Annotated in this window: 11 protein-coding genes and 1 pseudogene; 5 read left to right on the forward strand and 7 right to left on the reverse strand. The window is 61.2% G+C overall.

Going from position 1 to position 14,684, the window contains the following annotated elements:
- From rfbA to JaAD80_RS11095, 3 genes are all read right to left on the reverse strand, one after another.
- Complete coding sequence (rfbA, locus tag JaAD80_RS11085) at window positions 1–894, reverse strand: glucose-1-phosphate thymidylyltransferase RfbA (RefSeq protein WP_102294219.1); 894 nt, start codon at window positions 892–894, stop codon at window positions 1–3.
- Window positions 894–1,976: a dTDP-glucose 4,6-dehydratase gene (rfbB, locus tag JaAD80_RS11090; protein WP_102294220.1), complete on the reverse strand. Its 1,083-nt coding sequence runs from the start codon at window positions 1,974–1,976 to the stop codon at window positions 894–896. The genes rfbA and rfbB overlap by 1 nt, the downstream gene beginning before the upstream one ends.
- Window positions 1,977–2,456: 480 nt before the next feature.
- Window positions 2,457–3,365 (reverse strand): sulfurtransferase, encoded by a 909-nt coding sequence (locus JaAD80_RS11095; protein ID WP_258002931.1) that lies wholly within the window; start codon window positions 3,363–3,365, stop codon window positions 2,457–2,459.
- 213 nt (window positions 3,366–3,578) lie between these two features.
- Here JaAD80_RS11095 and dnaE point away from each other — a divergent pair, with 213 nt between their 5' ends.
- Window positions 3,579–7,127: a DNA polymerase III subunit alpha gene (gene dnaE, locus JaAD80_RS11100; RefSeq protein WP_258002932.1), complete on the forward strand. Its 3,549-nt coding sequence runs from the start codon at window positions 3,579–3,581 to the stop codon at window positions 7,125–7,127.
- Window positions 7,128–7,191: 64 nt separating this feature from the next.
- Here dnaE and JaAD80_RS31980 read toward each other — a convergent pair whose 3' ends face one another.
- From JaAD80_RS31980 to JaAD80_RS11115, 4 genes and pseudogenes are all read right to left on the reverse strand, one after another.
- Window positions 7,192–7,422 (reverse strand): DUF6139 family protein, encoded by a 231-nt coding sequence (locus JaAD80_RS31980; RefSeq protein ID WP_131372015.1) that lies wholly within the window; start codon window positions 7,420–7,422, stop codon window positions 7,192–7,194.
- A gap of 411 nt (window positions 7,423–7,833) precedes the next feature.
- A pseudogene (locus JaAD80_RS31985) lies at window positions 7,834–8,655 on the reverse strand (DUF535 family protein); the annotation flags it as partial.
- Between the two features lie 6 nt (window positions 8,656–8,661).
- Window positions 8,662–9,204 carry a universal stress protein gene (locus JaAD80_RS11110; protein ID WP_102294223.1) on the reverse strand — a complete coding sequence of 181 codons (543 nt, stop codon included), beginning with the start codon at window positions 9,202–9,204 and terminating at the stop codon, window positions 8,662–8,664.
- 103 nt (window positions 9,205–9,307) lie between these two features.
- Window positions 9,308–10,129, reverse strand: a complete 822-nt coding sequence (locus JaAD80_RS11115) for a MipA/OmpV family protein (protein ID WP_102294224.1) — start codon at window positions 10,127–10,129, stop codon at window positions 9,308–9,310.
- Between the two features lie 157 nt (window positions 10,130–10,286).
- Between JaAD80_RS11115 and JaAD80_RS11120 the strand changes: the two genes are divergently transcribed.
- The 4 genes from JaAD80_RS11120 (at window position 10,287) to JaAD80_RS11135 (ending at window position 14,669) form a co-directional block, all read left to right on the forward strand.
- Complete coding sequence (locus JaAD80_RS11120; protein WP_102294225.1) at window positions 10,287–10,973, forward strand: response regulator; 687 nt, start codon at window positions 10,287–10,289, stop codon at window positions 10,971–10,973.
- Complete coding sequence (locus JaAD80_RS11125) at window positions 10,970–12,358, forward strand: HAMP domain-containing sensor histidine kinase (RefSeq protein WP_102294226.1); 1,389 nt, start codon at window positions 10,970–10,972, stop codon at window positions 12,356–12,358. Before JaAD80_RS11120 ends, JaAD80_RS11125 begins: the two co-directional genes overlap by 4 nt.
- 117 nt (window positions 12,359–12,475) lie before the next feature.
- Window positions 12,476–14,071 carry an ATP-binding protein gene (locus tag JaAD80_RS11130; RefSeq protein ID WP_102294227.1) on the forward strand — a complete coding sequence of 532 codons (1,596 nt, stop codon included), beginning with the start codon at window positions 12,476–12,478 and terminating at the stop codon, window positions 14,069–14,071.
- Window positions 14,061–14,669 carry a response regulator transcription factor gene (locus tag JaAD80_RS11135; protein ID WP_102294228.1) on the forward strand — a complete coding sequence of 203 codons (609 nt, stop codon included), beginning with the start codon at window positions 14,061–14,063 and terminating at the stop codon, window positions 14,667–14,669. The genes JaAD80_RS11130 and JaAD80_RS11135 overlap by 11 nt, the downstream gene beginning before the upstream one ends.
- The last annotated feature ends 15 nt before the right edge of the window (window positions 14,670–14,684 follow it).

Raw genomic sequence — 14,684 nt, forward strand, 5'->3', positions numbered from 1 at the left:
TTAAAAAATCTTATCATTCAACAGACGTAACAAATATTGTCCGTAACCGTTTTTTTTCAGCGGTTGAGCCAGCTGTTCCAGCTGGCTGGCGCTAATGTAGCCTTTGCGGTAGGCAATTTCTTCAGGGCAGGCAACTTTCAAGCCCTGCCGGTGTTCGATGGTGGCAATAAACTGGCCTGCTTCGAGCAGTGACTCGTGCGTACCCGTATCGAGCCAGGCCATGCCGCGGCCCATGCGTTCCACCTTCAGCGTGCCGCGCTCCAGATAGACGCGGTTCACATCGGTAATTTCAAGCTCGCCCCGTTCGGAAGGCTTGATCGACGCGGCGATATCGGCAATGTCCTTGTCGTAGAAATACAGGCCGGTGACGGCATAATTCGACTTTGGCTTTAATGGCTTTTCTTCGATGCTGATGGCGCGCTGCTGGTCGTCGAATTCCACCACGCCATAGCGTTCCGGATCTTGCACATGATAAGCAAAGACGGTGGCGCCTTCCGTGCGCTCGGAGGCGGCAGACAGGCTCGATTCGAAATCATGGCCGTAATAAATATTGTCGCCCAAAATTAATGCCGATGGCGCATCGCCCAGGAATTCGCGGCCGATGAGGAACGCCTGTGCCAGGCCATCGGGTGATGGCTGTACCGCATAGCTCAGCGTAATCCCCCATTGGCTGCCATCACCCAGCAACTCTTGGAAGCGGGGCGTATCGGCAGGCGTGGAAATGATCAGGATGTCGCGTATTCCCGCCAGCATCAAGGTGGTCAGCGGATAGTAAATCATCGGCTTGTCGTACACGGGCAACAGTTGCTTCGAGACCGACACGGTCACAGGGTACAGGCGTGTGCCTGAACCACCAGCCAGGATAATGCCTTTGCGGGCCAGTTTGGTTTCCATCAGGCCTCCGTATTCTGTTCGGCGCGGGCCGCATAGTTTTTTTCCAGCCACGTCAGGTAGGCGCCGGATTGGACGTCGCGCACCCATGCATCGTTATCCAGATACCATTGCACCGTCTTGCGGATGCCCGTATCAAAAGTTTCTGCCGGCTTCCAGCCCAGTTCGCGCTCAATTTTGCGCGCATCGATGGCATAGCGGCGGTCATGGCCGGGCCTGTCGGCGACATAGCTGATTTGTTCACGATAGCTGCCGCCAGCTGTCTTTGGTTGCAGTTCATCGAGGATGTCGCACAGGGTATGCACAACGTCGAGATTGGCCTTTTCGTTCCAGCCGCCGATATTGTAGGTCTCTCCTGTGCGTCCGCTTTCCAGTACCCGGCGGATGGCCGTGCAGTGGTCGCTGACATACAGCCAGTCGCGCACTTGCTGCCCGTCGCCATATATAGGCAAGGGCTTGCCTGCGCGTGCGTTGGCGATAATCAGGGGAATCAGCTTTTCCGGAAAGTGATAGGAGCCATAATTGTTCGAGCAATTGGTGGTCAGCGTCGGCAAGCCATAGGTGTGATGATAAGAGCGCACCAAATGGTCCGAGGCGGCCTTTGTGGCCGAATAAGGGCTGTTGGGCGCATAAGGCGTTGTTTCGGTAAACGGCGCATCGTCAGGTCCCAGTGTGCCGTACACCTCATCGGTCGAGACATGCAGGAAGCGGAATGCCGCACGTTCCGCCTCAGGCAGCGCTTGCCAATGGGCACGAACGGCTTCCAGCAGGCTGAAGGTGCCATTGATATTTGTGCTGATAAATTCTGCCGGCCCATGAATCGAACGATCGACATGGCTCTCTGCCGCAAAATGCACGATGGCACGTGGCTTATGCTCTGTCAGTAACTGTGCCAGCAAGGCAGCGTCATTGATGTCGCCTTTGACAAACAGATGACGTGGGTCGTTCCGTACCTCCAGCAAGTTATTCAGATTTCCTGCATATGTCAGCTTATCCAGATTAATTACCGGTTCATTACTTTGCGCAAGCCAATCCAGAACGAAATTCGATCCAATAAATCCTGCACCACCTGTTACTAAAATCATTTGAGCTTCCTATGCAAAAAAATATAAATAAGAGATGCTGGTTAATTCATTTCTCAATATTAGGAAACGAGAATCTGCCTATCCAAGATACGTCTATTTCATGATGCCAATAACTGATAACACCCATCAATCCTTAACTTTTGATTATAATTCAGAATCCCTTAAATTGCCATGTTTGCAGCAGTTTGTGCGCGTCCCGGCCAACGTTTTCAGCAGCGTGCGTTGTTCTTTCCCCATAGGAAAGTGACATGTCCGCAGGTCAACATGATGCAGTCGGTAATTGATTTTTTTGCATGATTTGCCAAGCCAGGGAAAGCTAGTCTTTATGAGAATGGCAAACAAATCCAATATTGTTACATTTGTTTGCTTTTGGTTCCGCTTAGGCACCGGCGAACGTCGCAGCGGAAGTGCTGACCAATTGTTATTGTGCAATTGATTTTTTGAAATATATCGCCTGTGGAATGGCGACATCAAACGGTATCAAGGCAACGTTTTATTGTGGCAGTTTGGGCAAGACACCTCATATACATATTCCGGCGCCAGCTGCTGGCGCGGTGTGACGACGGCGCGGCAGACGAAACACTGCACGGTTTCCGTCGGTTCCAGCTTCGGGTTCAGGGCAGTCCGGTAGTCGAAGACGAAGCAGTCGCCCGTGTAGTGCTCGCCGCCCACTTCCTCGAAATACTTCAGGATACCGCCGTCGAGCTGGTACACGCTGTCGTAGCCGATTTCCTTCATGTGGATGGCGGCCTTTTCGCAGCGGATGCCGCCTGTGCAGAAGGTGACGACGGTCTTGCCTTCCAGCTCATCCTTGTGGGCGGCGGCCACGGCCGGGAATTCCGTGAACTTGTCGATACGATAATCGAGCGTGTTGTTGAACGTGCCCACGTCCACTTCAAACGCATTGCGCGTTTCCATCATGACCACGGGCTTGCCCGCATCGTCGACGCCGGCGTCCAACCAGCGCTTGAGCGTATGCGCGTCGACGGAGGGGGCGCGGCCCAGTTCCGGTTTGATCAGCGGCATGCGCATGGTGATGATTTCTTTTTTCAGCTTGACCAGCATGCGCTTGTGCGATTGCTCATTCGACAAGCTTTCTTTCCACTCCAGGTCGGCCAGGCGCGCGTCGCTGCGTACCCAGGCGAGGAAGGCATCGATATGCTCGCGCGTGCCTGACAGGAACATATTGATGCCCTCCGGCGTCAGCAGGATCGTCCCCTTCAGGCCCAGCGCCAGGCATTGCTCCTGGTACAGCGGGCGCATGGCTTCCGTATCGTCCAGCGTGATGAATTTATACGCGGCAATATTGACAAACGTGGTGGCGGGCGCGGCGGCCAGCGGGCTGGCGGCGGCGGAAACGGACGGTGTTGCTGGGGTGATGGCTTGCATGATGGCGATCGGCTTAGACTGAACAGCCGATATTATAAGCCCGGCGGGCCGGGCGGGATACCCGCCGGGCCACCTTGTGCCGCGCTGGCCGGGTGTGCATGGCAGGAATTTCTTGCCGGCTGCCGGGGCGCGCTTCGCCGGTCCGGGGCCGCGACGCGGTAGAATAGACCCCATTGAATTTTGCAGGAAACGGTACACAGGATGGAAATGGTAATGCAAGAGGCCGGCGCTCCGGCAGGTGCAGCGCAAGATCAGCAGCAAGCCCCGCAAGGCCCTGGATTTGTCCACTTGCGCGTGCATTCGGAGTACTCGATCGTCGATGGCCTGGTGCGCATCGACGACGTGGTCAAGGCGGCCGCGAAAGACAAGCAGGTGGCGCTGGCCGTCACCGACCTGTCGAACCTGTTTGGCATGGTCAAGTTCTACAAGGAAGCGCGCGGCAAGGGCATCAAGCCCATCGTCGGCGTCGACGTGTGGATCACGAATGACGACAACCGCGAGAAACCGTCGCGTTTGCTGTTGCTGGCGAAGAATCGCATGGGCTATCTGCAACTGTGCGAACTGCTGTCGACGGCCTGGCTGACGAACCAGTACAAGGGCCGCGCGGAGCTGCGCATCGAGTGGCTGCAGGCGCTGGCGACGAATACCTACGACTTGTACCCGGGCGAAAGCGCGGCCAATGGCTTGATCGCGCTGTCGGGCGCGCACTTCGGCGATGTCGGCATCGCCATCGAGAATGGCAACCTGGCCCTGGCCGAACGCAATGCGCAGCGCTGGGCCGAGATTTTCCCCGGGCATTTCTATGTCGAGATCCAGCGCGGCGGCCAGGCCAACCAGGAAGCGCAGGTGCGCCATGCGGTGGCGCTGGCGGCCAAGCTGGGTTTGCCCGTGGTGGCCACGCATCCCGTGCAATTTATTTCTCCAGAAGAATTTATTGCCCACGAAGCACGTACCTGTATCGCCGAGGGCGAAATGCTGGCCAATGCCAAGCGCGTGAAACGTTTCAATGACAGCCAGCGCTTCCTGTCGCAGGCCGACATGGCCGAACTGTTCGCCGACCTGCCGGCCGCGCTGGCCAATTCCGTGGAAATCGCCAAGCGCTGCAATCTGACCTTGACCCTGGGCAAGCCGCAACTGCCGAACTTCCCCACGCCGCCCGGCATGACGATCGACCAGTTCCTCGTCGCCGAATCGCAGGCGGGCCTGGAAAAACGCTTATTACAGCTGTATCCCGATGCCGAACGGCGTGAAAAGGAGCGCCCGCGCTACGAGTCACGCTTGAAATTCGAGACGGATACGATTTGCAACATGAAGTTCCCCGGCTACTTCCTGATCGTGGCCGAGTTTATCCAGTGGGCCAAGGAAAACGGCGTGCCCGTCGGCCCGGGCCGCGGCTCCGGTGCGGGGTCGCTGGTGGCGTATTCGCTGCTCATTACCGACCTCGATCCACTGCAGTACAACCTGCTGTTCGAGCGTTTTTTGAATCCAGAACGCGTCTCGATGCCCGACTTCGATATTGACTTTTGCCAGGAAGGGCGCGACCGCGTCATCCAGCACGTCAAGGATTTGTATGGCAAGGAGGCCGTCTCGCAGATCGCCACCTTCGGTACCATGGCGGCCAAGGGCGCGATCCGCGACGTCGGCCGCGTGATGGATTTCGGCTACAACTTCTGCGACGGCATCTCCAAGCTGATTCCGTTCAAGCCGGGCAAGCCCGTGTCGATCGCCGACGCCATCGAAGAGGAACCGCTGCTCAAGGAGCGCCTGGAAAACGAGGAAGAGGTCAAGCAGCTGCTGGACCTGGCGCAGCAGGTCGAAGGCATCACGCGCAATATCGGCATGCACGCGGGTGGCGTGCTGATCGCCCCTGGCAAGCTGACGGATTTCTGCCCGCTGTACACGCAGGGCGGCGATTCCGGCGTCGTGTCGCAGTACGACAAGGATGACGTGGAAGCCGTCGGCCTGGTGAAGTTCGACTTTTTGGGTCTGACGACCCTCACCATTCTCGACCGCGCCGTGCGCTACATCAAGCAGCTCGACCCGGCGCAGGCGAACTTCGACCTGGCGACCTTGCCGCTGAACGACAAGCCGTCGTACGACTTGCTGACCAAGGCCAAGACCGTGGCCGTGTTCCAGCTCGAGTCGCGCGGCATGCAGGGCATGCTGAAAGACGCGCGCCCCGACCGCTTCGAGGACATTATCGCGCTGGTGGCGCTGTACCGTCCGGGTCCGATGGACCTGATTCCCGATTTCTGCAAGCGCAAGCACGGCGAACGCTTCGATTATCCCGATCCGCGCACAGAATCGATTCTGTCCGAAACCTACGGCATCATGGTGTATCAGGAGCAGGTGATGCAGATGGCACAGATCGTCGGCGGCTACTCGCTGGGCGGCGCCGACATGCTGCGCCGCGCCATGGGTAAAAAGAAGGCCGAAGAGATGGCCGAGCACCGCGAGATCTTCCGCGCCGGTGCGGCGAAAGACGGCTTGACGGCGGAAAAAGCCGACGAGATCTTCGACTTGATGGAAAAGTTCGCCGGCTACGGTTTTAATAAATCGCACGCCGCCGCCTACGCCTTGCTGTCGTATCACACGGCGTATTTGAAAGCGCACCACACGGCCGCCTTCATGGCCGCCAACTTGTCGCTGGCCATGGACGACACGGACAAGATCAAGATCCTGGTGGAAGACTCGCTGGAAATCTGCAAGCTGACCTTGTTGCCGCCGGATATCAACGAATCTGATTACCGTTTCACGCCTAGCGGCGCCGCGCCGTCCGTCAGCGGCAAGAAAGTCACGCAGATCCGCTATGGCCTGGGCGCCGTGAAGGGTTCCGGCCAGAACGCCATTGAAGCCATCATCGCCGCGCGCGAAGCGGGCGGGCCGTTTACGAGCCTGTTCGATTTCTGCAAGCGGGTGGACAAGAAACAGATCAACCGCCGCACCATCGAGTCGCTGATCCGCAGCGGCGCGTTTGATTGCCTGAAGGTCGACCGCGCCATCCTGCTGGCATCCGTCGCCTTTGCCATGGAATGCGCGGACCAGGCTGCCAAGGCGGCCAACCAGGTGAGCCTGTTTGGCGGCGACGACAGCGACATGGTGGCGCCGCCCGAGTATGTCAAGGTGCCCGTGTGGACCGATAAACAGCGATTGACGGAAGAAAAGATCGCGCTGGGCTTTTATTTGTCCGGCCACCTGTTCGATTCGTATGCGCCCGAGGCGCGCCGTTTTGCCCGCACGAAACTGTCGGAACTGTCGCCGTCGCGCGAACCGCGCATGATGGCCGGCGTCATCACGGGCTTGCGCACGCAGATGACGCAGCGCGGCAAGATTCTCATCGTCACCCTGGACGACAAGAGCGGCACGGTGGAAGTGACGGTGTATGGTGAATTGTTCGATGCCAACAAGAAAATCTTCAAGGAAGATGAATTCCTCGCCGTCGTCGGCAAGGTGTCGGAAGACCGTTTTTCCGGCGGCTTGCGCATCACGGCCGAGAGCGCCTTCGACATCATCGCCGCGCGGGTGCAGTATGGCCGCCAGCTGGGCCTGGTACTGCCGGCCAATCTTGATACCAAGCGCATCCGCGACGTGATCATGCCGCACCGGGCCGAGACGGGCTTGCCGATCGCCGCGCGCGTCAGTCCGCAGGGTGTCAGCTGCGTGCTGCAGTTTGGCGACGAGTGGCGGGTGGCGCCGTCGGATGAATTGCAGACGGCGCTCGAGCAGATGCTGGGCGCGCAAGAGGTGGCCGTCGAATACTGACGGACGCCCTTGCCGCACAGAACAAAGCCAAACCGGAGCGATTCAGGTTTGGCTTTTTTTACATCTACATATCTTTCAGGCCCGTGATGGCGTAGCCCTTGGCGGCGATCTGCTGGTGCGGCTGGTCGATATGGTAGTCGGGCAAGGCCTGGGCATCGTCGGCCACTTCACTGGCGCGTACTTCCAGCTGCCAGTCCGTGTTGGTCACCTCTTCAGGGATGATCTTTCCTTCCGGCACTGCGAGATAGGAAAAAATGCCGTCGTGTTCGGCCCGGCGGTAGATGTCTACGCGCATGAATGCCTCCTGGTAAGCGTTGGGGGAACCGGTGCACTGCACCGATAGCGCTAGCGTAACAGGATTGTGGAATAAACGGGTTTCAGGCGTGTGCCGCAGGGGCGGGAATGTGCTGCGCAGGTGGCGGCTGCAATGACGCGGGGGCGGGGCGTCGTGCGCTTGGCCAGGGAAAATCAGGCGACGGCGGAAGCGTAGTCGTCGTCGAGGCCGAATGGCTGGCGCGTATCGTTGGCTGCTGGCGTGGCGTGGTTCAAGGCGACCTGGACAGGGTTGCGATGAACGTCGAGGCCGCTGCGCAGGCTGGCGATCATGGCCAAGGTCAGTTCGTGGCGCTTGCGTGCTTCCGAACGTTTTTTTTGATGGAATACTTTCCATGGCGGGCAGGGGCAGGTTTTCGCATGGCAATTCAAAATCACCGTCCTGGCGCAGCTGTGCGCCAAGTTCTTGCCAGAGTGCATTGTAGTCGGCGAACAAACGGCCTTTCCTGGCCGAGTGGTGCACGGCACGGTTGGCATTGCCGACCAGAATCATTTTACGGCAGCCATGTTCATGTCCCAGCTGGCGCACCAGGCGTACCATCAGGGCTTTCGGGCGCATGCCGTGCAGGTCGCGTGTTGCGTCACGCACGCGGCGCAAGCCTTCAGCGCCACGCGGGCCCTGCACGCAACCGATGCCCACGCTCATGCCGGAACGCGTGCTGCTGCCGAAGAAAGTAAAGGCCACCGAATAAATCACGTCGTTGCCATGCGCCAGTTGCAAGACCATCTCGCCTTCGCGGTCCATCGGCTGCAAGGAGCACAGCTGCAGATGGTAGGGCGCCCCCGATTTTCCCGCTACCGTTCCCAGGCGCACCGGCGCGCGCGCCGCCTGCGCCATCAGCTGTTCCCAGCCTTGCTGCAGGATGAAGTGGTAGTGCTCGACCAGCAAGGCCACGCGCTGGCGGCAAGAAAAATTCTTGCTCAGGTAGTGGCGGTAGACCTTGTGCATCAGGCGCGGATACGCATGCAGCAAGTCGGCAAAGACGGGGTGGGAATTGAGCAGCTGCAGCCAGATGCGTGTTTGCGGCTGCTGCAGGCGCGCCCGTAATTGCAGCTTGAGCAGTTCGCGCGTGCGTGAGAAGCCAGGTGGCATGTTGGCCAGGCCAGCATGCAGGGTGATTGCTTGTGTCATCAGGCACTTTCTTTCCAAGGTAGTAAGGAAGACGGTCGGGAGGTGGTGCGTGGTGCGGGCCATAATTGTTCAGGCCGGCGGCGCTCCGCTCATGCCGTCGGTATCGGCCAGCAACACGGTGGCGCAGCGCGTGGCGCGTGCCAGCCTGCGCGCCAGGGTGCCGGAAAAGCGCCGCTGCCACGGGCTGGGCTTGAGAGCCGGCAAGACGATTTCATGGCAACCGAGCAGTTCAGCCGCGTCGAGTATGGTGAAGAGCAGCTCGCCGGCGAAGATATGCGTACTGAAAACGATCTGTGTACGGCTCAGGTACAGGCCCGCTTCGTGCATCATCTGCCGGGTTGCCAGATCCAGCGTATCGCCATCGCTCGGGCCCAGTTGCGGCATGCCGTCCGCTGGGTGTAGCGGTGCCGACGTCACGTGCAGCAGGCTGACGCTGACCTTGATGCCCCATTCCTGCAGGCGCCGGGCATAGCGCGCGCCATAGATGATGTCGCTGGCGCGCTTGATGGGCAGCAACAGCAGCAAGGTGTCCTGCATCGCCTTGCCGCAGCCGCCCGCCGCGCTGTCCGGGGCGCGGTCAAGACGTTGCGGGGCAGGGTGCGATGCATGCATGAAAGAGCTGGCTTCAGGAAGGAAACCGGGCCATCTTAGCCACGCCCTTTGCCCGTGTAAATTGGCGAAACAGCGTACGGGTTTCCCTTATGCCGCCTGTTTTTTAGTAACGGTAGGTGACGTAGAGCGCGGCGATCGGGGACGTCTTGCGCTGCACGATGGGACTCTTTGCCGCGTCGCCCAGGCGGCGTTCGACGCCAAGCAGGGTGTTGACGCCCCAGCGTGCATCGATGCGGTGTTCCCAGTTGACGGTGGCCTGCGCCTCATAGAAGCCGCCTTTGGGCGTGTATTGCTTGAACGCCGTATTTGCCGCCTGCGTCGCCGTCACGCCATACATGGTCTGCACATATTTGCGCTCGCCCCAACCCAGCTGCCCGCTGATGGTCACGCTGTCCTGCTGCGCGCCCTTGGCATCGGCCCGGCCATAAATCTGTCCGCTGGCGCCGAAATGCACGTTCGCGCCATTTTCCCGGTTCGACAGGGGAATGTCGCTGGCGATGCTCAGCGACAGGCCGGGCAGTGGCGAATAGCCGGCGCTCAGCAGCGCGCTGGCGTTGCCCTTGACTTCGCCCATGCCCTTCAGGAAATCGCTGCCACCCCAGCCATTGATACCCTTGCGCTTGTGGTCTTCGCGGTTGCCGCGGTAGCCCAGCGCGGCGCTGTAGCTGAAAGGCCCGGCCTGGCCGCCGTAGCCGATGCCGCGCGAGGTGCTGATGAACAGGCCATTGGTCATGGCGTAGTCGAGGATGATCAGCGGCGAGGCGGACAGTTTGTCGGCACCGGAATAGCTGGAAATGGCAGCAACACCGCCGCCGATGGTGAAGACATTTTCCGCGGCGGGCTCGGCAGCCACGGCGGCCAGTGGGTTGAGGGTCAGGCCGCTGGCCAGGGCCAGCGAGGTCAGCAGGGTGGTCGGTGTGTGCATGGCGTTTTCCGTCAGGTGGAGAACCGAGTCCGGAGTGGCTCGATTGACTGCGGACAGTATCGGCCCATGTCATGAAGGAAAAATGAGCCTTTTATTAAGATTGCATGAAGAGGCTGTCTTTACCCATTCTTCAGCTTGCAGTGGTTTAATAGTGCTCATGAAAATACTGCTGATAGAAGACGATATGGACCTGGGCAACGGCGTGCGCATTGCCTTGCGCGACCAGGGCCTGCAAGTGGTCTGGGTGCGCAGCCTCGAGGATGCGGCGCGCAGTATCGAGCACGACAGTTGCGAACTGGTGCTGCTGGACCTGGGCTTGCCGGACGGCGACGGACTCGACCTGCTGGCCCGCTTGCGCGCGGCGCGCCTGCCCGTACTGATCCTCAGTGCCCGCGATACGCTGGAGCAGCGCCTGCGCGGTCTCGATGGCGGCGCTGATGATTACCTGGTGAAACCCTTCGTGCTGGCCGAGCTGCTGTCGCGCGTGCGTGCGCTGGCGCGCCGCAGCTACGGTTTTGATGGCGATACCATCGAGTTGCGCGGCTTGCTGCTGCAAGTGCCCACGCGCCGGGTCAGCGTGCATGGCCGTGCCGTGGAGCTGACGGCAAGCGAATATGCCTTGCTGAAAACCTTGCTGATGCGCGCCAACCGGGTCATCACGCGCCGCGTGCTGGAAGAGCATATCTTGCCCGGCGGCCTGGCCAATGCCAGCAATACCCTGGATGTACATATGGGCAACTTGCGCCGCAAGATAGGCGAAGGCTATATCCGTACCGTGCGCGGCGTCGGCTATGTCATTGACCAGCACGGCGAGCCGCCTGCCCAGCCGGGACCGGGCGCATGATGGGCCGTTTCTGGGCCATGCTGCGCCGGCCCACCCTGGTACGCCGCCTGATGATCGCGCAAATGCTGATGCTGAGCGTGCTGTGGAGCCTGGCCGTGGCGTATGTGCTGTTGGAGGGCACGGGCGAGAACAGCAATGTGGGCCGCGGGGTATTGCGCGCCATTATCAGCGTGGCCGATAACCTGGCCGATCAGCCCGCGCGCCAGCGGCAGAGCCTGGGCCTGCTTGACGCGGCCTTGCGCGAAGAGTTTGACGATGGCGAAGTGCCCGAACTGGCGCCGCGCATCCTGGTCTGGCGCGATGGCCAGCTGATCTACAAATCGGCGGATGCGCCCAGCGGCATCCGCAGCGCCGGACCGGAACAGATGGAAGTGGTGTACGTCAAGGGCCAGGCCTGGCGCAGCCGCAGCCTGACCGAGGGCGCCACGCGCGTGACGGTGCTGGAAGCGGGCGGCGCCTGGCAGTTTTTCATCACCATCAATTCGCGCGGCTATTATTTGCTGCCTTTGCTGATCAGTTTGCCCTTCCTGCTGCTGCCGGCCTGGCTGTCGATCCGTCTGGCCATGCGTCCCTGGCGCAAGGTGGCGCAGGAAGTGGCCGCGCGCGGACCGCAGGATTTGCGCCCGCTGGCGTTCAAGCCGCCGCATGGCGAATTGGCGGCATTGGTCGACAATATCAATGCGCTGCTGCAGCGGGTCGATACCAGCGCCGCGCGTGAGCGCAGCTTCATCGCCGATGCCACGCATGAGCTACGCACGCCGCTGGCGGCGATGCGCGTGAATGTGGAAGCCTTGCAAGGCCAGACGCATGACCCGCGCCAGCAGGAGCTGCTGGATGGCATCTTAAATAGCGGCAATCGTGCCGCGCGCCTGGTGGGACAGTTGCTGCAGTTGACGCGCAACGAGGTGCAGGCGGAAGGGGGCGAGCGCCTGCCGCAGGTGCTCGATCTATTGCTGCAGGACCGCCTGGCCGCCCTGTCCGGCCTGGCGCAGGCAGGCGATATCGAGCTGGAATTGCAGGCCAGCGTGTCGCTGCGCGTGCCGGGCCAGCGCGAGAGCCTGGTGTCGCTGATCGACAATCTGGTGGAGAACGCCATCAAGTACAGTCCGCGCGGCAGCAGCGTGACGGTGTCGCTGCACGCTGAGCGCAAGCAGGCCGTGCTGCACGTGGCGGACCAGGGGCCGGGCATCGCGCCAGAGCTGTATGAGCGCGTCTTCGACCGCTTCTTCCGCGCGCCGCAGCAAGGGCAGCCGGGCAGCGGCCTGGGCTTGTCCATCGTGGCCTCGGTGGTGCGCCAGCATGGCGGCTCGATTCAGTTGCATCGGGGCAATGGCGGCGTCGGCTTGCTGGTGGAAGTGCGCCTGCCATTGGCCGGCGGAGGCTAGCAGCCGGATGGCGTGCGGGTGTTGCAGGAAAGTTATCGAATGTGCCTATAACGCAATACCCCATGGCGTGGCGCGCGCCTGCGATGCATAATGCGGGACAGTCCGAACATACCGTCCATGCGCGCATCCGTTTCCTCCTATCTGCAGTATCCCGCCTTCGTCGGCCTGTATCTGCTGTTCGACTGGGCCACGTATATCGATCCGATGTACGGGCTAAATATTACGCCCTGGAATCCCGACCCGGCGCTGGGACTGGTATTTTGGCTGATCCATGGCCGCAAGGCGGCGTTGCCGTGGTTTATCGCCCTGCTGGCCGGCGAGGTACTGGTGCGCGGCATGCCGGCGGGCTTGCCCCTGACCTTGCTCTGCTCGGCCTGGCTGGTGCTCGGTTATGGCGGCATTGGCGCGGCCTTGCGCCGTGGTTTCAGCAGCAGCGACATCTTCGACAACCGGCGCCGCCTGAGCAGCTGGGTGGCCATCGTGCTGCTTGGCACGATGCTCAATGCGCTCGGCTACATCTCGCTGCTGTCGCTGACGGGACGCATCCCGGCCGGCGAATGGGTCACGGCGGTGCTGCGTTTCGGCATAGGCGACACGGTGGGCATCGTCGTGTCGATGCCGCTGATCTGGGTACTCGTCAGCGCGCGTGGGCGCGAGCGCCTGCGCTGTGCCGTCTGGCGCTGGGAAACCCTGGCCTACCTGGCGCTGGCCAGTTTTGTGCTGTGGAGCGTCTTTGGTTCCATTGTCCGCTCCGAATACAAGCATTTCTACTTTCTGTTTCTGCCGGTGATCTGGGCCGCGTCGCGCCAGGGCTTGCATGGGGCCGTGCTGGCCGTGTTCGTGCTGCAGCTGTGCATCATCACCCTGGTGAAATGGTCGCATGCGGTGAATATCCAGTTTTATGAATTGCAGATGCTCGATGCCGTGCTGGCGCTGGTGGGCTTTTTTATCGGCATCGTCGTCGATGAAATGCGCCAGGTGGCAGACGAACTGAAATACACGATGCGCCTGGCGGCGGCCGGCGAGATGGCCGCCGCCCTGGCGCATGAGCTGAACCAGCCGCTGACGGCCCTGTCGACGTACGGCAAGGCTTGCGAGTACCTGCTGGAGCGGGGCGAGAGCGGCGCCTTGCTGCAAAGCGCCGTTGGCCACATGATCGTCGAGTCGGGGCGCGCGGCGGAAGTGGTGCGGCGCTTGCGCGATTTCTTCCGCACGGGCGCGATGCAGCTTGAGGCGGTGGAGGCGAGCGCCCTGATCGCCGGCATGGCGCGCCAGTTTACGCCGCTGTTCCATGAACATGGCATCAAGCTGGTGCTGGCGCCGCCGTCGCCGCTGGCCGTCAACGCCGACCGTCTGCAAATAGAATTGGTGCTTCGCAACCTGCTGGCCAATGCGCAGGATGCCGTGCTGGGCCAGCCGCGTGGCCAGCGCAGCATCACGGTGTCGGCCGAGCGTCTCGAGGGCGGGCGCCTGCGCCTGTCCGTGGAAGACAGCGGGCCAGGCATCTCGAACAGCCTGGCGGCGCGCCTGTTCGAACCGTTTGTTTCGTCCAAGGCCAGCGGACTGGGGCTGGGCCTGGTGCTCAGCCGCGCTATCGTCGAGGCGCATGGCGGCCAGCTGTGGGCCGAGGTGGGCAAGCATGGCATTTTTCGTTTTGTCCTGCCCCTGGCGCGCGCCAGTGGCGGCGCGACAGGAGAGTATGGTGACAAGTAATTTGACGGTGTTTATCGTGGACGACGACCCTGCCGTGCGCGATGCGCTGGGTTTGCTCCTGGGCGTGCGCGGTTACCGCACGGCCCTGTTTTCCTGCGGCGAGGATTTCCTGCACAGCTGGCGGCGCGAGTGGGGCGGCTGTCTGCTGATCGATATCCGCATGTCGGGCATGGATGGCTTGAGCCTGCAGCGCCGCTTGCTGGAACTCGGGTGTCTGTTGCCCGTTATTATCATCACGGGCCATGGCGACGTGGCGCTGGCACGCCAGGCATTCAAGGCGCAGGCCAGCGACTTCCTGGAAAAGCCCTTCGACCATGACAAGCTGCTGGCGGCCATCGACGAGGCATTTTCGCGCGAGGCGCACGCGCGTGGCCAGTTGCTGCGCCAGGTGGAAGGGCAAGCCTTGCTGCAGGCGTTGACGCCGCGCGAACGGGAGGTGATGCAGCTGGTGGTGATGGGCCAGCACAACCGCGATATCGGCCCTGCGCTGGGCATTTCCGTGCGGACCGTGGAAGTGCACAAGGCGCGCCTGATGGACAAGCTGGGTGTGGATAATGTGGCCGACCTGGTGCGCATCAGCATGCTGGCCACCAGCTAGCCCTTGTTGCCTTGT

This window comes from Janthinobacterium sp. AD80 (assembly GCF_002878455.1).
Classification (GTDB): Bacteria; Pseudomonadota; Gammaproteobacteria; order Burkholderiales; family Burkholderiaceae_D; genus Janthinobacterium.